The sequence below is a fragment of the Campylobacter sp. Cr9 genome (assembly GCF_020138295.1).
Taxonomy (GTDB): Bacteria; Campylobacterota; Campylobacteria; order Campylobacterales; family Campylobacteraceae; genus Campylobacter_E.
The window spans coordinates 17,260-36,802 of sequence record NZ_JACGBH010000014.1 but is presented as its reverse complement, the minus strand read 5'-3'; the positions used below and the strand labels follow the sequence as shown (position 1 = coordinate 36,802).

Sequence of the window (19,543 nt, the reverse complement as noted above, 5' to 3'; positions counted from 1 at the left end):
TATGGAAAGAATTGATTTTTATATAAATGAGTTTATAAAAGAGTTAAAACATCCTAGTATTTACGAATATTTAGCCAAGGTAAATCACGGTAAAAGACTTCGCTCAAAACTTATTTTAAAAATAGCAGGAGTTAGTGAAGATGCTTATAAATTATGTGCTGTGATTGAATGTATTCATCTAGCTTCACTAATGCACGATGATGTAATTGATGAAGCGCTTACAAGAAGAAATGCCCCAAGCATAAATGCTATATATGGCGATAAAACTGCAATTATGTTAGGCGATATTTTATATTCAATTGCCTTTTATAATTTATGCTCATTTAAAAGCGAAATAGCAGCTTGTGTTGGTCGTGCTGTTGCATTGCTTAGTAGTGGGGAATTGCTTGATGTTGAATTAGGTGAGAGTTTTAATGAAGATGAAAGTAAGTATTATGAAATGATTTACAAAAAAACTTCTTCATTAATAGAAGCAAGTGCTTATGCTGCAGCACTTTTGGCTGATTATTCTAATGCAAATGATTATAAAGAATTTGGTAAAAATCTAGGAATTGCTTTTCAAATTGTTGATGATATTTTAGACATTACTCAAGATGAAGCAACTTTAGGTAAGCCAAATCTAAACGATTATAAAGAAGGCAAAGTTACCTTGCCATATATTTTACTTGATAGGGTTTTACAAGGTGATGATAAAGCAAGGCTTAGATCTTATTTTTGCAAGAGCTTAAATAAAGATGAGCAAGACTGGATAAAAGAACAATTCTTAAAATACGACTTAATAAACAAAAGTATAGAAGTAGCTAAAGATTACGGCGAAAAAGCATTAAATTATGCTAGTAATGATGATTTAAAAGACATTGTTAAAAAAATGATTTTTAGGGAGTTTTGATGCATTATTTTAGCGTTAGCTTTACTCATAAAAATACGAGCATAGAAGTAAGAGAAAGGCTAGCATTAAGCGATGAATTTAAAAAAAATGAGCTTTATAAATTAATTTTAGCTAATGAATTTATAGATGAATGCGTAATTTTAAGCACCTGTAATAGAATTGAGATAATGTGCTATGTTGAAAGCGTGGTAGGTGTTTATGAGTATATAATCAAATGCCTTTGCTTAATTTGTAAAATTGATGAGCAACTTATTAAAAATTCTCCTGATATTTATGAAGATAGTGGATTTATTCATCATTTATTTAGCGTAGCAAGTTCTCTTGATAGTCTTGTAATAGGAGAAACTCAAATTACAGGTCAGTTAAAACAAGCAATGCAAGGTGCTGAAAATAATCCTAATCTTGAAGTGGCTATTAATTACGCATTTAAATGTGCTGCAATGGTAAGAAACAAAACAAAGATTTCAAAAAACTCAGTATCAGTTAGCTCAGTTGCAGTTGCAAAAGCTAGAGAATTAATGGATTTAAAAGATAAAAAAATTGTATTAATCGGAAGTGGCTTGATGATAGAACTTGCTGCAAAACATCTTTTAAATCACACAAAAGGAAATATCTCAATAATTTCAAGAACTAAAGAAAATGCTTTAAAATTAGCTAATGAATTAGGACTTAATTGCTTAGATTATGAAGATCTAATTCCTATTTTAAATTCTAATGAAGTTTTCTTTTGTGCTACAAGTGCAAATGAGCCGATAATTACTAAGGATTTAATAAAAGAAGTTGATTTTAAAAGATATTTCTTTGATATTGCAGTGCCAAGGGATATTGAGCTTGATAATTCTAATTTAATAGAAGTTTATAGTGTTGATAGTCTAAATGAAATAGTTAAGAAAAATATGCAATTTAAAGATGAAGAAGCAAAAATTGCATTTAGCGTAGTAGCAAAAATGGTGAATGAGTTTTACAAGGATTTAAATGTAATTCAAGTAACTCCTATTATAAAAGCTATGAGATTTAGAGCGCAAGATATAATCAATAAAGAATTAAATATAGCGATAAAAAAGGGCTATTTAAAAAATAGCGATAATGAAGAAGCCTTAAAATTTGCAAAGCAAGTTATGAAGTCTTACTTGCATGATATTACGATAAGACTTAAAAATATTGATGAAGTAGGTTTAGAAACCGAAAGTCTAAATTATATATTTGATGTAAAGGAAAACTAATGAAATTTTCAAAATTATACGCACCAACAAGCAAAGAAGCACCAAGAGATGCCGTTTTAAAAAGTCATATCTTACTTAGTAGAGCTGCATATATTGAACAGCTTGGCTCAGGTCTTTATAGTTATTTACCATTAGGGCTTGAAGTGCTAGAAAATATAAAAAATGTAGTAATAAAGCATATGAAAAATGCAAGAGCAAACTATCTAAATCTTAGCTTTGTTTGTCCTTTAAGCTACTGGGATGAGAGTGGTAGAAGTGCTAAATTTGGTAAAGAATTATTAAGATTTAAAGATAGAAAAGAAAATGATTTTATCTTAAGTCCAACAGCAGAAGAAGCAATAGTTGCGCTTGTTCGTGGAAAAATTACAAGCTATAAACAATTACCTATAAATCTATTTCAAATTCAAACAAAATTTAGAGATGAAGCAAGACCTAGATTTGGGCTTTTTAGAGCTCGTGAGTTTATTATGAAAGACGCTTATAGTTTTCATGATTCTTATGAATCGCTTGAAGAAGAGTTTTTAAATATGCAAGAAGCATATTGCAAAATTTTTGATGAATTAGGATTAAATTACGCAATAGTAGAAGCTGATAGTGGAGCAATCGGCGGAAGTGGTTCAAGGGAATTTATGGTGATTAGTCCTAGTGGAGAAGATGATTTAGCACTTTGTGAATGTGGATATTGTGCGAATATTGAAACAGCAAAAAGAGCAAAAAGGACATTTAATAAAGAAATTGAAGCTGATTTTGCTAAGTTTCATACACCAAATGTGAAAACCATTGAAGAATTAGCGAAATTTTTTAAATGTAAAGAGCATAATTTCATAAAAGCTATTGTAAAAAAAGCAATTTATGTTGATAAAGAAGAATTAATCGCATATTTTATAAGAGGTTGCGATGAATTAAACGAAACCAAGGCTTTAAATGCTGCTAATGCACTTGATTTAGTAGATGCAAGTGAAGAAGAATTAATTAAGGCTAATTTAGTTCCAGGTTTTATAGGTCTTAAAGATTGCCCTATTAGATTTTTTATAGATAGTGAATTAAAAGATGAGAGTAATTTAATTTGCGGAGCTAATGAGCTTGATTATCATTATGTAGGATTTAAGGTTACTAGCTTTTTAGATGAGCGTTATTATGATTTAAGTTTGGTTAAAGAAAATGATGAATGCCATGTGTGTAAAAAGCCTTTAAAACTTACAAAGGGTATTGAAGTAGGGCATATTTTCAAGCTTGGGGATAAATATTCAGCTGCTATGAATGCGACTTATCTTGATAATAATGGTAAGGCAAAGCCATTTATAATGGGTTGCTATGGCATAGGAATTAGCAGACTTTTAGCAGTTATTGCAGAATGTAGTAATGATGAAAACGGATTAATCTTTAGTAAAAACATAGCGCCTTATGATTTAGAAATTGTAATTTCTGATATTAAAAACGAAGAACAAGTAAAATTTGCTAATGAATTATATGAGTATTGCTTAGCTAATAATATTAAAGTTTTACTTGATGATAGAAATGAGCGTTTTGGTGTGAAGATGAGTGATTATGAGCTTATTGGCATTCCATCAGCTGTTGTGATCGGTAAGAAATTAAGCGAGAATTTAGTAGAATTTAGAACTAGAGCAAACTTAGAAAAATGTGAGATTAATATAAACGATATTAAAGCCCATTTAAAAACTATATAATTAGGCATTATTTTTTGCCTAATTTACTTCTAAAATCATTAAATAATCGTAATAAGTAAAATGCTAATAAATAATATAAGCAAGCTAAAACTAAAGCTTGCTTTGCTATATTATTTAAATAACTTATAGCATATATGCTAATTGCTATTAATGAATAGCCAAAAACTACATTAATTTTTTTAATAACTAAATGAATAATAAGGCACATTGTCATAATTATAGGTGCTATAAATACGCTTATTTTAAATATATCGTTTAATGATATATTATGCATTCCATGAGCTAAAAACATAATAACACAAATATAAAGCAAGGATAAATAAATAAACGCAATGAATATTGATGATAAAATTTTCATAAATTTTCCTTAAAATCAAAGCTTGATTTAAAATTAGAATTTTAGTTATTTTTGATTAATTCGCTAAAGTTTGAAATTCCTAATTCAAATTCTTTTAGTTTTTAAATACTTAAATATAAGCTTTAAATACTTTTATATTTCTTCTTTTCTAACTCTTGCTCGGAGTGTTTGGGTGGTTTGGCAATTGAGTTTGGTTGAGTTTGGTTGAGTTTGGTTGAGTTTGGTTGAGTTTGGTTGAGTTTGGTTGAGTTTGGTTGAGTTTGGTTGAGTTTGGTTGAGTTTGGTTGAGTTTGGTTGAGTTTGGTTGAGTTTGGTTGAGTTTGGTTGAGTTTGGTTGAGTTCTGAGCTAATAATGATTATCAATAGATTTTGCTTAAACTTTTAAAGAATTTGAAATAGGAATTACTAAAAAATATTTAGACTTTATAGAAGAAAAAGCATTAATTAAAAAGCTAACTTCTAAATTTTTTAAAAATATTCTTGTAAGTGGTAAAAATAAACTTTAAAGCAAATTCCTATTTCAAATTCTTTTTTATTTTCTTATGATTTGTTTTAGGCGTTTCGTCAAGTGTTTTTAGTATTGTTTCGCAGCGTTTAAAAATTAGTATAAAAATCAGTATAAAAAAGCTTAAAAAATAAGTAGTTTTAATGTCTTTGCTATAATAAATATAAACATTGCTAATGCATAAAAATATCAAAACTCCACTTAAAACATAGCCACATTTAATAAGATAAAGTTTCATATAATTTTCTTATAAGAATAAATTGCAAAATATATCAAAAATGCTAAAAATACAAGCTCTTTTGCAAATATTATAAATATTTGCATGTCAATATTAAATAAAAAATTAGCAGTAATTTTGATTATATTAAACAAACAAAAAGCACTAGCACCTGATAATAAATAAAAGCAAAGTTTATAAAAATCGTTCTTTAGCTTATCATTTGCTTTAAAAAGTAGTATAGTATTTATCATATAGGCAAAAGAGCAAACCAAACAAAATCCATATACCAAAGTTCTCATAGTAAAAAAATAAAATAAATTAATACTACTAAATGACAAAACAAAAATTATAAAAAGCACTATAAATCTGCATTTATAAAGTTCATAATGTCTCATTTAAATCCTTTAAGCTAAATTATACGCCTTAATTAAAGAGCTTATTTCATTTGCATGTGGAAATCTTTTGTTATCACATCCTATTAATTCATTTTTTGAATATATTTTTTCATCATTTATAATTACTATAAAATCGCCTTTACTTCCTATTTCAAATTCCACTTCAATACCTTTAAACCCGCCTATTAGTTCATCTGCAATCCTTGCAGCTTGTGGTTCGTATTTTCAAGCGTTGCAATAAATGATTTTCGCTTTCATTTTCTCTCCTTACATAATTATTACAAATTTAAAATAAATTAATTAATAATCATAAATATTAAATTATTTATTGTATTCTTTACTAATTAATAAAAAATGTTATTTAGTAAAGGTAAATATGAAGTTTTTAGAAATTTTAAAAGAAAGAAAATTAAAAGCAACACCACAAAGAATAAGTATATTAAGAGTGTTGTCAAAACACGAACATCCTAGCATAGATGAATTATATGAACAAATAAAGCTAGAATATCCAGCGATTTCACTAGCTACTGTGTATAAAAATTTAAGCACAATGATCGATGAAGGTTTGGTTGTTGAAATAGCAATCCCTAATGATAAATCAAAATACGACATTTATGAATACGAACATATTCATTTAGTTTGCAATAACTGCAAAAGCGTATTTGATTTAGATAAGGTTAAAGCTGGGCTTGATAAGTATCAAGAAAGCTTACAAGAAAAGTTAGAGCATAGTATTGATAATATAAAAATTACTGCATTTTTAAGCACTTGTTCAAATTGCAAATAATATAAGTTAAAATTAGTGAAAAAAGGAGTTTAGGTGAGCATTTTAAAACACTTTCTCTTTTTTACACTAGAAGGTAATTTAGAGTTCAAAAAGCTTAAAGATAGTTTTTGCTTATATGATGATAGCTTATATAAGCTTGATATTATTGATAATGAATTATATTTTTTAAAAGCTAGTTTGGGAAGATTAGATATAGAATATCAAACTAGCTCGTTAAAATTAGATGATGTAAAAAGCAAAAGCTTAAAATATAAAAGAGTAGTAGCATCTTCAAAGCTAATTGAGAGTTTTAATAATTTTTATGTTTGCACTATGCTTGATGAAAGTAGTCAAGATGGGCTTAAATTTAGCGAATATGAAAGATTAAAAATATTTTTAACCTACGGACTAAAAGCAAAGGATTTAAGCATTAGCATAGGTCTTGCTTTAAGAATATATATGTTTTATTTAAGCATAAACTCAAAAAGCGATGAAATAAAAAAATTATTAGATTTATTTAGCTTTATTTATCAAGAAAATATAGTAGATACCATTAAAAACGCTAATGAATTTTATGATAATTTATCTTGCGTTATCTTAGATGATGCTAATTTTTACACAAATGAATGTGCGAAAGTTAATTTTACTAAGATATTTTCTAAGGTTTTAAGAAAAGAAGCGATTAAAGTATTAAGATACGAAGAAAACACCGATAAATTAATTTTATTACTTGATTTTTTAAGCTTTTTTAAAAGTCATAAAAAGCTAGATTTATCTGAAAAATTATTAAAAAACAAAGCCGTTAAAAAAACAGCTAGAAAAATTAGTAAAATAGCTAGAACTTATTATTTAGGATAATTATGCAAAAACAAGAAAAAATTGTAGAAATGTTTAATGAAATAGCTCCAAGCTATGATAAAGCTAATAAGGTTTTAAGTTTTGGAATTGATGCTAAATGGAGATTTGATGCAATTTCTAAAGTAAAAGAACATATTAATTTAAACTCAAATCTAAATATAGCCGATATTGCTTGTGGAACAGGCGATATGTGTGCTTTATTAAAGCAAATTCCAAACTCAAAAGTAATAGGAATAGACCCAAGTAAAGGTATGCTAGAAGTTGCTAAAAAGCGTTTTTTAGATGTGGAATTTGAATTAGGATATGCAAACAAGCTGCCTTTGGCTGATGAGAGCGTTGATTTAATTACTATTAGTTATGGCTTTAGAAATGTTGTAGAAAAAGATGAAGCATTAGAAGAATTTAGAAGAGTTTTAAAACCTAATGGAGTTCTTTTAGTTTTAGAATTTTTCAAAAGAGAAAAAGGTGGCATTATAGGCTTTTTCCGTGATTTTTATCTTAAGAAAATCCTACCTATAATAGGTGGAATGCTTAGTAAAAACAAAGCAGCTTATGAATATTTGCCAAATTCTATTGATGATTTTTATTCAAATGATGAATTCAAAGAAAAGTTAAAAGAACATAAATTTTCTTTAAAACTATTTAAAACTTATAGTTTTGGCGTTAGCTCATTGTTTATTGTGAGTAAAGATGCTAGCAAATAAGGTAGAAAAAACTTATTTTTCTGTAAGCGAAATCAATAATCTTGCGAAAAATAGCTTAGAAAATACTTTTTTTAATGTAGCAATACAAGGAGAAGTAAGCAAGATTACAAACCATACTTCAGGGCATTGGTATTTTACTATTAAAGATGAATTATCAAGCCTTGATTGCACGATGTTTGCAAACTACAATAAAGGCAAGGCAAATTTATTAGTAGGAAATAAAATTATTGCCATAGGAAAATTAAGCATATATCCAACTAATGGCAAATATCAATTAAATTGCACGGATTATGAATTAGCCGATGGTTTAGGTAAATTACAAGCAGCATTTAATGAGCTTTATAAAAAGCTTGAAAAAGAAGGCTTGTTTTCAAGCATTTATAAAAAACAAATCCCAAAACATATAAACAATATTGCAATAATTACAGCTATTAATTCAGCAGCAGCTAAAGATATTTTAAGAGTATATGAAAATAATCAAAGCTATTTAACAAAATTAGTTTTTTATGATAGCTTAATGCAAGGCGAAAATGCTAGTAAAAAAATAATTGAATGTATAAAAAAAGCTAATTTAAACAATCACGATGTAATTTTAATCGCTCGTGGTGGTGGTAGTAAAGAAGATTTATTTTGTTTTAATGATGAAGCTTTAGTAAGAGAAATTGTAAAATCAAATATACCTATCATTACAGGCTTAGGACACGAAATTGACACCCACTTAAGCGATTTAGCAGCTAGTAAATACTATGCAACCCCAACTGCTGCAATGCAAAGCCTAGTTTATAATAAATTTGATAGATTGCTTGACTTTGATAATTTGCAAAATCATTTTACTTTACAAGTAAAAAGACAAATGAATAAAAAACAGCAAGATTATTTATATCTTTCAAGTAAATTTTCAAAAAAAGAAGTTAGCTTTAAGTTTAATTCATACAAAAACAACTTATTAAATAAAAAGATTTTACTAGAAAAAAATATAAAAAATATTTTAAAAAACAATGAAAATAGCATAAAAAACTATGAAAATAATCTAAAAAATAATCTAAACAAATCTTTAGAAAAAAGGCAAAAAATATGCGAAGATTATAAAAATAAAATAAACATAGGAAAAATTAAAAGCGATATTGCTAATATGCAGTTTAAATTAAGCAATTATGACAAAGCAATAAAAGCAGATTTTAGCAAGAATTTAACGCTAAAAAATGCTAAATTACAAGAATTTTCTAATATAAAAAACAAAATTAATTTTAAGCTAAAAATAGCAAGTGAAAATATTTTAAATAAAAAAACTTTATTAAATAATAGCTTTAAACCTAAATTTAAAGAAAAATATGTAAAAATAAACAATTATCATCAGATTTTAAGCACTCATCAAGCGTTTTTAGAGAGCATTAAAGAATATGCAAGAATTATGAAAAATAATAAAGCAGTTAGTTTAAAATCTTTAAAAGTAGGCGATGAAATAGTTTTAAAATCATTTGATAGTGAAAAATTAGCAAAGATTATAAAGGAGTAAAAAAAATGAGACAATATAATTTTAGTGCAGGTCCATCAGAATTGCCATTAGAAGTATTAAAAGAAATTCAAGAAGAATTATTAAGCTATAAAAACAACGGCTTTTCAATCATGGAAATAAGCCATCGCTCAAGCTATTATGAGCAAATGCACAATGACGCTATAAAAGATGCAAAAGAGCTTTATGGAATAAATGATGATTATGAAGTAATTTTCGTTCAAGGCGGAGCTACTATGCAATTTAGCTTATTAGCTATGAATTTTAGCCTTGATAATAAGCCATGTGAATACATTGATACTGATGTTTGGACGCAAAAAGCTTGTGAAGAAGCTATCTTAGCAGGAGTAAATGCAAAAATTGTAGCAAGCTCAAAAGATAGTAAATATAATTATATTCCAAAAGTTAGTTTAAATAGCGATAGTTCTTACACTTATATATGCTCAAATAACACGGTTCATGGAACTCAATACAAGCAACTTCCTATTTCAAATTCTCCTTTGATTATTGATGCTAGTTCGGACTTTTTTTCAAGGAAATTAGACTTTTCAAATATAGGCGTTTTATATGGTGGAGTTCAAAAAAATGCTGGTATAGCAGGATTTGCTTGTTTGATTATTAGAAAAGATTTGTTAGAAAGAAGCAAAAACAAATCAATGCCTAAGATGTTTAATTACAACACTTACGCTGATAACAATTCATTATTTAACACTCCTCCTACATTTGCTATTTATGTATATGCAAAAATTATGAAATGGATTAAGGCAAAGGGTGGCCTTGATGTGATAAATAAAGAAAACGAAATAAAAGCTAAATATCTTTATGATATTATTGATAATAGTAGTTTTTATAAAGCTTATGTGAATAATGAAGATAGGTCTATTATGAATGTTTGCTTTACAACAGGAAATGATGAATTAGACTTAGAATTTTGGAGTAAAGCTGCTAAAGAACACAATATGCTAGGCTTAAAAGGGCATAAAAAACTAGGCGGTTTAAGAGCTAGTATTTATAATAGTGCTAGTTTAGAAAAAGTAAAAATTCTAGGCGAATATATGAAAGAATACGAAAGGGTTCGTGGATGAAAAAAGGCTTTTCATTAATTGAACTTATATTTGCTATGGTTGTTATTGGAATTTGCATTGCTGCAATTCCAAAAATAGTAAATGCGAGTTTAGAAAGTGATGAGATTAGTTATAAACAAGAATATTTTTATGAAGTAAAAGAACTTTATGGGCTCATTAGAAACTTGCCTTTTAATAGCAATAATGTATCTTATGATGATTATAAGCAAAATAGTTTATTATCTCAATTTGTTGCAACTTGCAGAGACAAAGCAGCAAATTTTAAGCCACAATATGAAGTAAGTGAACTAAGCTTAATTAATATAAATCCAAGATATGGAAGAGCGTCTAGTCTAAAAAATAGTTATGCAGCTGGAGTTTTATGGGCTGGTGCAGGCTCTAGGGGTCTTAACAATACAAATTTTAAAAATGCTTTAGGCCAAAGCTTTTCATATGTATTTGCTGATCCAACAAAAGGCTCTAAGGTTGATAGTGCCTATAAATTTAAATCATTAAACACTAATGGAAATACTACTAGTATTGATTATAGGAAAGTAAGTGGAAATGATTTTTATGCTAGTGTTGCTCCTTGTGATATAGAATTGACATTCCTTTATAAATTGCAAATACATGATGATACAGGTAATATATTTTTATCTTTTGATACATTTTATAATACCTTTGGAAGACTTGATAGTATTTATAGTCAGTATTCTATGATGACAAAAGATTTAGCATGGCAAATTACAAATGAAGATAAATTAAAAAGTTATCTTAGTTTATAAGGAAATTTATGAAAAAAGCTTTTACGATAATTGAATTAATAGTAGTAATTGTTATATTAGGAATTGTTGCAGGACTTGGAATTGAGATTATTAAATTTTCTTACGACAACGAACAAAGAGTAAGGATATTAAATGAGCTTGAATTAAAATCACAAGTTACAATGGACTTTTTAACGACACATTTAAATAATGCCATTAAAAATAGTTATAGATTAAAAAAACAAGAGAGCTCAGAATGTGCTAATTCTATTACTGATTGTAAATTTGTATTTAACATGAATAAAACTTCTTTAAAAGATACTGATTTTAAGATTTTTGAGTGGGCTAGAATAGCAATAACTGATAAAAAACAAGGCAAGTGGGATGGATTAAATGAGACAAGATATGTTATTGAAAAGGCTGTAAATAATAAATCAGATTGTTACGATAATTTAGCAAATCCTAACTATTTTCAATGTTTTTCGCAAAAAAAAATAAATCAAAAAATAATAGATAATTATAGTGAAGGAACAATACTTGGCATATATTTCTTAGGAGATAATATCGCAACTTCAACTTCATTTATGGAAAAAGATTTATATGATTTTGAAGTATATACTATAACTTCTACTGCTGGAACTACAAGTAAAGCAACTAGAATTGCATTAAGATTAGATGAGAAAAATTTCACTATGAGTAATGTTTATGTATTAGTTGATAAGATTGAAGGTATTATTTATGATAATACAGAAAGCAAACTTAAATATTATAGTTATGATTACAAGGATAAAACTGCTAATTTTACAACAAATGCAAAATCTAAAGTTACTTTAGTAAATCATGTAAGCGATTTTTCTATAAGCAGTAATAACGGAGTTACAACGCTTAGGTTATGCTTAGAAGCAAAAGATTTACCAGGTAGTTTTATTAACAAAAAAACAACAATTTCAGTATGTAAAACGGGAGTTATATTATGAAAAAACCTGCTTTTAGTTTGATAACTGCTATTATTTTTATTATTTTAGTAAGCGTTGTTGGGGTTTTGACATTAACTTCTTCAAAAAGCACATTGTCATTTGCCTCAAGAGCTTATTTAAAAGAGCAGGTTGAGTTTTTAATGGACGGAGCTAGAGCTAGAGCTTTGGCTGATTGGTTTAATGCAGGCGATCCTACTAAGAATAATGGCATATATGCAAGCTATAAAGAAACTAGAACTTATTATTATCCTAGCGATACTGATAGAAAATATACAATTACAATAGAATATTTTAAAGTAGATCCAAGTAAAACTTTAAAATTTGATAAAAATACTGTTTTAGCAAGAATTAGTGTTGAAACAGGGGTAGAATTATCAAAAATAGCAAAGATTAAATTAGTTAGAGATTACACAATAGGAAATTAATTTCCTATTTCAAATTCCACACAAAAAAGGTTAAAAAATGCAAGACTTTATACAAGAACATTTCATAAACAGAAAAAACACAAACTCATCTAAATGGGATAATCTAGCAGTAAGATTTAATGATAATAGAGACTTACTTGCAATGTGGGTTGCTGATATGGAGTTTAAGACAGCTAAAGAAATACTAAGTGCAATTAATGAAAGAGTAAATCACGGAATATTCGGCTATTCTCTTACTCCTAATAGCTATTATGAGAGCTTTATTTCTTGGATGAAACAATATCATAATGTAGAGCTTAAAAAAGAATGGATTAGATTTAATCTAGGCGTTGTAAATAGTATATATCATTTAATAAATTGCTTTAGCAAAGAAAACGATAGTATTTTAATACTATCTCCTGTGTATTATCCATTCGCAAGAGCTGTTAAAGATAATCATAGAAAATTAGTAGAAAATGAGCTAGTTTATAATGAAGATAATGGCGAGTTTTGTATTGATTATGATAAGCTTGAAAAAGATATTATTACAAATGATGTAAAAATGGTTATATTTTGTTCTCCACACAATCCTATTAGTAGGATTTGGAATGCAGATGAGCTTAAAAAATGCTTTGATATTTTCAAAAAACATAATGTTTTAATAATTAGTGATGAAATTCATCAAGACTTTACTTATAAAAAAAGCTTTATTTCAGCACTTAATTACGAAGAATATTTTGATAATTTAATCATCTTAAATGCTGCTTCAAAGACATTTAATCTTGCTTGTTTGCTTAATTCTCACATTATTATTCCTAATGAAAAATTATTAGCAGTTTATGATGAATTTGCTAAGAGATTTAATCAAATTGAAACAAATATAATAGGTCAATTAGCAACCGAAATTGCTTACAAAAAAGCAAGATATTGGCTTGAAAATGTAAAAGAAATTATTTATAAAAATTATTTATATATAAAAGATGAGTTCGCAAAAGATGAAATAACAAAAAATATCATTATAAGCCCATTTGAAGGCACGTATTTGCTATTTTTAAATTTTAGTAAAGTTATAAATGAAAATAGAATGAAAGAATTTATTCAAGATGATTGCATGATAGCGATTGATTATGGCGATTGGTTTGGTAAAGACTATAAAGGTTTTATGAGAGTAAATCTAGCAACAGCTCCTATTCACATAGAAGAATTTGTAAAAAGAGTTAAAAATCAATTAAAAATCAAGGATTATAGATGAGCGTTTTTAAAAGTTATAGACAATCTTTGTTCTTGATTTTAGCAATTTTTATTGGTTCGGTTGTAGGGTATTTTATGCAAGAAAAGGCTTTAATGTTTGAAAGCCTTGCTAATTTGTTTTTAAATTTATTATTTTGTATAGTTGTGCCTTTAATCTTCGTATCTTTAGTAAGCTCTATTGCAAATGCTAAAAGTAGTTCGGTATTTGGTAAGACTATTTTAGTGATGATTTTAGTATTTTTAGTAAGTGGGATTATTTCAGGTATTTTTGGTTTAGCATTCTTTTCATTATTTGATTTTAAAACTAATGTGGCTTTATCTAGAATTGATGATGTTAAAACAAGTGCTGATGTTTTATCTATGTTTAGCGTAGGTAATTTTTATGAGTTATTTACTAGAAAAAATCTAATTCCTTTAATCGTATTTGCTTTATTTTTTGGTGTTGCACTATTAAAATGCAAAGAAGAATGCAAAAATGTGATTAATTTTTTTAGCGAGTTAAATATAGTTGTTAATAAAATGGTTAATTTTATAATGATGTTTGCTCCTATTGGTTTGGCTTGTTTTTTTGCTGTTTTATTTGGCACAACAGGAAAGCAAATCACAGATGATTTAGCTAAAGCTATAATTGCATTTTTCTTAATAACTCCTGTTTATTTTATAATTCATAATGCGATTTTTGCATATTTTGCAGATGGTATTAATGGGGTTAAGTTGTTTTTTAAAAATATTTTAACAAGCGTTATTGTAGCTTTAGGCACATGCTCAAGCGTTGCAGTAATTCCTAGCAATATAAAAGCAGCTTCAAATATAGGTGTAAATCCTAATGTAAATACTCTTGTAACTTCTTTAGCGGCGTCACTTCACAAACCTGGCTCAGTTGTTTTAGCGATTTTAAAAATGGCTGTTGTTTGTGCTATTTTTAATATAGATTTATTTACGGCTTCTAATATGATTAAAGCAATAATTGTTGCTATTTTAATAGGCTCAGTTGTTGGGCCAATTCCAACTGGTGGCTATATTAGCGAAATGCTTGTGGTTGGTGCTTTTAATCTTCCTATTGAAGCTCTTCCTATTGTTATTTTAATAGGAACGATAGCTGACGCACCTGCAACCTTGCTAAATGCTGCAAGCGATGTTAGTGCAACTATGGTTGTAAATAAATATGTAGGTAAAAAAGATGAATAAGCAAGTATTATTAAGTTATGGCGGTGGCGGAATTGAAATGAATGATTTTTTAAATGATTTCATTTTAAAAAATATTAATTCGGATAATTCTCAAGGACTTAGCGAAGATGCAGCTGTTTGTGATGGTTTTAGCAAAATAGCATTTTCTACTGATTCATTTGTGCTTGATCCTTTATTTATAAAAGGTGCAAATATAGGTAAAATTGCAGCTTGTGGCTCTATTAATGATGTTTTAATGATGGGAGCTAAGCCAAAATATCTTACTTTAGGTCTTATTTTAGAAGAAGGCTTTAATTTAGATGAATTAAAAATAATCTTAAATGATTTATCAAAAACTGCAAAAGAATTTGAAATAGGAATTAAGTGTGGGGATTTAAAGGTAGTTCCTAAAGGAAAAGCCGATAAAATTTATATAAATACAACTTGCATAGGCGATGCTTTAGGCTTTACTAAAAATAATAACATAGGAACAAAAAGCATAAAAGAAGATGATGTAATAATTATAAGTGCTGATGTAGGTAGGCACGGAGCTTGCGTAATGGCTGAAAGAGAAGGGTTTTCTTATGATATAAGCAGTGATGCAAAGTGTTTATATAATGAAGTAAAAGACATTTTAAAATACGATATAAAATGCTTAAGAGATGCAACTCGTGGTGGTCTTGCAAGTGTGTTAAATGAATTATCAAGAGCTTCTAAACTAGATTTTATTATAAATGAAAGTGATATTAAAATAAGCGATGGAGTTTTAGGGCTTTGCGAATTGCTAGGCTTTGAAGCTTTAGAGCTTGCTAATGAGGGAACTTTTGTTTGTATTTGCGATAAAAAAGACGCTAATGAAGTCTTAAAAGAATTAAGAAAATACAATGAATTCGCAAATATTATAGGCTATACAAAAAAATCAAGCAATCCAAGTGTGATTTTAAATACAAATTATGGTGGTAGCAGACTTTTACAAATGCCAAAAGGCGAATTATTGCCAAGGATTTGCTAATGCATGAAATGGCTATTGTAAATAATCTCTTAGATGAGTGTGAAAGAATCAAAGTAGCAAATAACGCTAGAAAAATTACTAGAGTAAAGGTTAGTTTAGGTAGGCTTAGTGGTGTTGAAGAGCATTATTTTAAAGAAGCTTTTAAAGCATTTACTAGTGATGAAGATTCAAGCTATTTTAATGCTAAATTAGAAGTAGTTTTAAAAGAATTAGAGCTTTTATGTAATGATTGCAATAAGCAATTTATTCAAGATAAAAACGAGTTTTCTTGTATTTATTGCAATAGTAAAAATGTAAAAGTAATTAGTGGTGAAGAGCTGCTTTTAGAACAGCTTGAATTAGAATAAGCTTTAATTTTAATGATGATTTAAAAAAATTAGCTAAATTAAAGCAAAAAATTTAAAAAGAGTTTTGATATGAGTTTGATGGAAATAGTAATTATTTTAATAGTTGCAGTTTTAGTTTTAGGACCTGAAAAATTACCAGGAACTATCGTAGAAATCGCAAAGATTTTAAAAGCAGTTAAAAAACAAATCAATGAAGCAAAATCTAGTATAGAAAATGAAATCAATATAAGTGAGCTTAAAGATGAAGCTAGAAAATACAAAGAAGAAATCACAAAAGCAAATGATAGCATTAGAAAAAAGCTTAGTTTTGAAGAATTTGATGAGATTAAAAACACTTTAAGCGATTTTGAAAAAGACGCACAAAAGGCTGTAAATAGCACAATTGATAGCGTAAATGCTGTAAATGAAATTCCTAATTCAAATTCTAGCGATGAAAAAGAAGAAAAACTCAGCAAAAGAGAACAATTTTTAAAAGAAAAGAGTGAAAATGTTTGAAGAATTAAAACCACATTTAGTAGAACTTAGAAAAAGATTATTTATAAGTGTTGTTGCTTTAATTTTAGCATTTTTTGTGTGTTTTGCGTTTTGGAAACCTATACTTCATTTTATTTGCGTTCCACTTATGAATGTATTGCCTAAAGGCTCTGAAATTATTTTTTATAAACCTCAAGAAAATTTCTTCACAGCAATGCAAGTTTCGTTATTTGCAGCGCTTTTGGCATCTTTACCTGTTATTTTATGGCAAGCGTGGAGATTTGTAGAGCCTGGGCTTTATGAGAATGAAAAAAGATTTGTAGTGCCTTTTGTATTAAGTGCAACAATAATGTTTTTAATAGGTGCAGCTTTTTGTTATTATTTGGTTGTTCCTATTGCATTTGATTTTTTGATTAATTTTGGTGGCGGAGAGTATAAAGCTATGCCTTCGGTTGCCGAATATGTAAGTATTTTTACAAAGCTTGTAATTGCTTTTGGTTTAGGTTATGAGCTACCTGTTGCTATATTTTTCTTAGCAAAAATAGGTCTTGTAACTGATAAAACTTTGATAAGAAATTTTAGAGTTGCGATTTTAATTATCTTTATTTTTGCAGCGATAATGACTCCGCCTGATGTATTTTCTCAATTTTTAATGGCTATACCGCTTATTGGACTTTATGCGATTTCTATTTATATTGCTAAAGTTGTAAATCCTGCTGATCCTGATATAGATGGCGATGATGAAGATGAACTTGAGTTATTAGAAGATAAAAATGCTTGATAATTTACTAAGTTCTTATGATTATGATTTGCCTAGCGAATTAATCGCTAAATATCCGGCAAATCCAGCTGATAGTGCAAGATTATTGGTATATGAGAGATCAAGTGGCAAAATAACTCATAGTGTGTTTTATGATTTAGCGAAATTTTTGCCTGAATGTGCTTTGATTTTTAACGATACTAAGGTTTTTAAGGCTAGATTTTATGGCAATAAACTAAGTGGAGCAAAATGCGAATTATTTATAAATAAAATCTTGGCTAATAATGAGTTTTTAGTTCAAATTAGAGCAAGAGTTAAAGAAAATGATTTTTTAATTTTTGAAGATGATTTAATGGCTAAGGTTTTAAGTCTAAATGAAGATGGCACAAGAATTGTTAAGTTTTATAAAAACAATGAAGAATTAAGCACTCAAGAAGTCTTAACAATAAGCGAAAAAATAGGGCATATCCCACTTCCACCATATCTTAAAAGAATGGATAATAGTGAAGATGAGATAACTTATCAAAGCCTATTTGCAAAAAATATAGGTGCAGTTGCAGCCCCAACGGCTTCTTTGCATTTTACTCCAAGAGTTATTGAGAGTTTAAAAGACAAAAAAAGTGCTTATATTACTTTGCATGTTGGTGCAGGAACATTTGCTAGTGTTGAGAGTGAAAATATAAATGAGCATAAAATGCATAGCGAGTATTTTTCATTAAGTGATGAAGCTATAAGCTTAATTGATAGCAAAATACCTATTTTAGGAGTTGGCACTACTGCTACTAGAACTATAGAATATTATGCAAGAACAAAGCTTAAGAGTGGAGAATGTGATTTGTTTTTAAATCCATTTAATAAACCTATTAGACAAAATTATTTGCTTACTAATTTTCACTTACCAAAATCAACTTTAATTATGCTTGTAGCAAGCTTTATAGGTAGGCAAAACACTTTAAAGCTTTATGATGAAGCTATTAAAAACAATTATAAATTTTATTCATACGGCGATGCAATGCTGATTATTTAAGGAAAAATAATGAAGAAATTATTATTAAGTTTATTTGCAAGTTCTCTTTTTGCAGATTCGATAGATTTTTCTGATAGAGATACGATTTTATTATTCGTAGTTTTAGGTGGTTTAATCGTTTTATTACTCGTATATATTTATAAGTTAAAAATGAAATTAAGAATTCACAAAATCAAAATGTTTGATGTAAAAGATGATTTAGACTTAGAAAGTGAAAGCTTTGAAAAATCTTCTTTATATTTTGATTTACAAGAAGTGTTTTTGTATTTTTTCAAAACCTTAAACTATGAAGCAAGTGTTAGAAATAATATATTTTTAGTTCAACAAGATATGTTTTATATAAACGAACATAATGAAAAAGTTCCGCCAAATAGATATTTTTATGGAGATTATACAAATATTATAAATGCTGTTTGGGCTGCTGCTGATTTGATTAATCAAAATGTAGAAAACGAAACGATTTTTATAAATATTAGCGTTAATAATAATATTACTAATAGGACATTTTTATCAGTAGATATAGGCGTTTGTGGAATAGTAGATGATAAAAAAGCTGAATTATTCAAAAGCTTTACAAATCCTAAAAAGCTTTCAATTGTAGAGCAATTACACAAGCTAAATGCTTATATGAGAAAGATTGATGGCTCAAACTATGCTTTTAAAGATACTAGCGAAAGAATTAATTATGCAATTTGCCTTAGCATTCCTGTTGTAGTAAATGATGGCTTGGGTAGTTTAGCTGATGTTACTCCAAAAGATAAATTAAATGTATTAATAATTCATCCAAATACTGATATTTCAAGAACTCTTACAGCTAATTTAGAAAGTTTTGAGATTAATTGTATTCAAAATCAAACAAGTAATGGACTTTTAGAAAAAATTGAAGATGGAGTAAATTGCACTTTTAGAGCTGTATTTATTGATGCAAATTTAATTAATCAATTTAATGACTATGATTTACATAGATTAGTAAAAGCTCAAGAAGAATATTGTTTTAGATTAGTAATTATTCTAAATAATCACAAAATCACTCCAACTATTGAAAAGATTATTCAAGAAGTAGATTTCCTACCTTTACCATATACTATTGATAATATTCGTTCAGTTATAAATATAATAAAAACCCAACACGAAAAACTATTAAGCTAATTTAGAATTTGAACTAGGAATTATGATT

At 27.6% G+C, this 19,543-nt stretch carries 22 protein-coding genes and 1 pseudogene; 19 read left to right on the top strand and 4 right to left on the bottom strand.

The window, feature by feature from the left end:
- Position 1: 1 nt before the first annotated feature.
- Genes AVANS14531_RS07520 through AVANS14531_RS07510 form a run of 3 tightly spaced genes read left to right on the top strand, consistent with a single transcriptional unit; the run spans position 2 to position 3,800 of the window.
- The gene (locus AVANS14531_RS07520) at positions 2–889 is read left to right on the top strand and encodes a polyprenyl synthetase family protein (RefSeq protein ID WP_336611918.1); all 888 of its coding nucleotides are present in this window, start codon (positions 2–4) and stop codon (positions 887–889) included.
- Complete coding sequence (gene hemA / locus AVANS14531_RS07515; RefSeq protein ID WP_336611917.1) at positions 889–2,112, top strand: glutamyl-tRNA reductase; 1,224 nt, start codon at positions 889–891, stop codon at positions 2,110–2,112. Before AVANS14531_RS07520 ends, hemA begins: the two co-directional genes overlap by 1 nt.
- The gene (locus tag AVANS14531_RS07510) at positions 2,112–3,800 is read left to right on the top strand and encodes a proline--tRNA ligase (RefSeq protein ID WP_336611916.1); all 1,689 of its coding nucleotides are present in this window, start codon (positions 2,112–2,114) and stop codon (positions 3,798–3,800) included. The genes hemA and AVANS14531_RS07510 overlap by 1 nt, the downstream gene beginning before the upstream one ends.
- A 7-nt stretch (positions 3,801–3,807) precedes the next feature.
- Here AVANS14531_RS07510 and AVANS14531_RS07505 read toward each other — a convergent pair whose 3' ends face one another.
- From AVANS14531_RS07505 to AVANS14531_RS07490, 4 genes and pseudogenes are all read right to left on the bottom strand, one after another.
- Positions 3,808–4,158: a hypothetical protein gene (locus AVANS14531_RS07505; RefSeq protein WP_336611915.1), complete on the bottom strand. Its 351-nt coding sequence runs from the start codon at positions 4,156–4,158 to the stop codon at positions 3,808–3,810.
- Between the two features lie 515 nt (positions 4,159–4,673).
- Complete coding sequence (locus tag AVANS14531_RS07500; RefSeq protein ID WP_336611914.1) at positions 4,674–4,901, bottom strand: hypothetical protein; 228 nt, start codon at positions 4,899–4,901, stop codon at positions 4,674–4,676.
- Positions 4,898–5,278, bottom strand: a complete 381-nt coding sequence (locus AVANS14531_RS07495; protein WP_336611913.1) for a hypothetical protein — start codon at positions 5,276–5,278, stop codon at positions 4,898–4,900. The genes AVANS14531_RS07500 and AVANS14531_RS07495 overlap by 4 nt, the downstream gene beginning before the upstream one ends.
- 9 nt (positions 5,279–5,287) lie before the next feature.
- Positions 5,288–5,491 (bottom strand): annotated as a pseudogene (locus AVANS14531_RS07490) (Rdx family protein); the annotation flags it as partial.
- Between the two features lie 163 nt (positions 5,492–5,654).
- Here AVANS14531_RS07490 and AVANS14531_RS07485 point away from each other — a divergent pair.
- The 16 genes from AVANS14531_RS07485 to AVANS14531_RS07410 all read left to right on the top strand — a co-directional run bounded on the left by AVANS14531_RS07485 (position 5,655) and on the right by AVANS14531_RS07410 (position 19,515).
- Complete coding sequence (locus AVANS14531_RS07485; protein WP_239818449.1) at positions 5,655–6,065, top strand: Fur family transcriptional regulator; 411 nt, start codon at positions 5,655–5,657, stop codon at positions 6,063–6,065.
- 33 nt (positions 6,066–6,098) lie between these two features.
- Positions 6,099–6,902: a hypothetical protein gene (locus tag AVANS14531_RS07480; RefSeq protein WP_336611912.1), complete on the top strand. Its 804-nt coding sequence runs from the start codon at positions 6,099–6,101 to the stop codon at positions 6,900–6,902.
- A 2-nt stretch (positions 6,903–6,904) separates the two neighbouring features.
- On the top strand, positions 6,905–7,606 hold the full coding sequence (gene ubiE, locus AVANS14531_RS07475; RefSeq protein ID WP_239818451.1) for a bifunctional demethylmenaquinone methyltransferase/2-methoxy-6-polyprenyl-1,4-benzoquinol methylase UbiE: 702 nt from the start codon (positions 6,905–6,907) through the stop codon (positions 7,604–7,606).
- Positions 7,593–9,122: an exodeoxyribonuclease VII large subunit gene (gene xseA / locus AVANS14531_RS07470; protein ID WP_336611911.1), complete on the top strand. Its 1,530-nt coding sequence runs from the start codon at positions 7,593–7,595 to the stop codon at positions 9,120–9,122. The genes ubiE and xseA overlap by 14 nt, the downstream gene beginning before the upstream one ends.
- Positions 9,123–9,127: 5 nt before the next feature.
- Complete coding sequence (gene serC, locus AVANS14531_RS07465) at positions 9,128–10,204, top strand: 3-phosphoserine/phosphohydroxythreonine transaminase (protein ID WP_239818453.1); 1,077 nt, start codon at positions 9,128–9,130, stop codon at positions 10,202–10,204.
- Positions 10,201–10,968, top strand: coding sequence for a type II secretion system protein (locus AVANS14531_RS07460; protein WP_336611910.1), 768 nt, complete (start codon positions 10,201–10,203; stop codon positions 10,966–10,968). The genes serC and AVANS14531_RS07460 overlap by 4 nt, the downstream gene beginning before the upstream one ends.
- 8 nt (positions 10,969–10,976) lie before the next feature.
- Complete coding sequence (locus AVANS14531_RS07455) at positions 10,977–11,924, top strand: prepilin-type N-terminal cleavage/methylation domain-containing protein (RefSeq protein ID WP_336611909.1); 948 nt, start codon at positions 10,977–10,979, stop codon at positions 11,922–11,924.
- The gene (locus AVANS14531_RS07450) at positions 11,921–12,349 is read left to right on the top strand and encodes a hypothetical protein (protein ID WP_336611908.1); all 429 of its coding nucleotides are present in this window, start codon (positions 11,921–11,923) and stop codon (positions 12,347–12,349) included. Before AVANS14531_RS07455 ends, AVANS14531_RS07450 begins: the two co-directional genes overlap by 4 nt.
- A gap of 37 nt (positions 12,350–12,386) precedes the next feature.
- Positions 12,387–13,580 carry a MalY/PatB family protein gene (locus AVANS14531_RS07445; RefSeq protein WP_336611907.1) on the top strand — a complete coding sequence of 398 codons (1,194 nt, stop codon included), beginning with the start codon at positions 12,387–12,389 and terminating at the stop codon, positions 13,578–13,580.
- Positions 13,577–14,767 (top strand): dicarboxylate/amino acid:cation symporter, encoded by a 1,191-nt coding sequence (locus AVANS14531_RS07440; RefSeq protein WP_239818458.1) that lies wholly within the window; start codon positions 13,577–13,579, stop codon positions 14,765–14,767. Before AVANS14531_RS07445 ends, AVANS14531_RS07440 begins: the two co-directional genes overlap by 4 nt.
- On the top strand, positions 14,760–15,758 hold the full coding sequence (gene hypE, locus AVANS14531_RS07435; protein WP_336611906.1) for a hydrogenase expression/formation protein HypE: 999 nt from the start codon (positions 14,760–14,762) through the stop codon (positions 15,756–15,758). Before AVANS14531_RS07440 ends, hypE begins: the two co-directional genes overlap by 8 nt.
- Positions 15,758–16,105: a hydrogenase maturation nickel metallochaperone HypA/HybF gene (locus AVANS14531_RS07430; RefSeq protein WP_336611905.1), complete on the top strand. Its 348-nt coding sequence runs from the start codon at positions 15,758–15,760 to the stop codon at positions 16,103–16,105. The genes hypE and AVANS14531_RS07430 overlap by 1 nt, the downstream gene beginning before the upstream one ends.
- A 69-nt stretch (positions 16,106–16,174) precedes the next feature.
- Entirely contained in the window at positions 16,175–16,600 is a 426-nt protein-coding gene (gene tatB / locus AVANS14531_RS07425) for a Sec-independent protein translocase protein TatB (RefSeq protein WP_336611904.1), read from the top strand.
- The gene (tatC, locus tag AVANS14531_RS07420) at positions 16,593–17,360 is read left to right on the top strand and encodes a twin-arginine translocase subunit TatC (RefSeq protein WP_336611903.1); all 768 of its coding nucleotides are present in this window, start codon (positions 16,593–16,595) and stop codon (positions 17,358–17,360) included. Before tatB ends, tatC begins: the two co-directional genes overlap by 8 nt.
- Entirely contained in the window at positions 17,353–18,366 is a 1,014-nt protein-coding gene (gene queA / locus AVANS14531_RS07415) for a tRNA preQ1(34) S-adenosylmethionine ribosyltransferase-isomerase QueA (protein ID WP_336611902.1), read from the top strand. Before tatC ends, queA begins: the two co-directional genes overlap by 8 nt.
- A 9-nt stretch (positions 18,367–18,375) precedes the next feature.
- Entirely contained in the window at positions 18,376–19,515 is a 1,140-nt protein-coding gene (locus AVANS14531_RS07410) for a hypothetical protein (protein WP_336611901.1), read from the top strand.
- Positions 19,516–19,543: the final 28 nt, after the last annotated feature.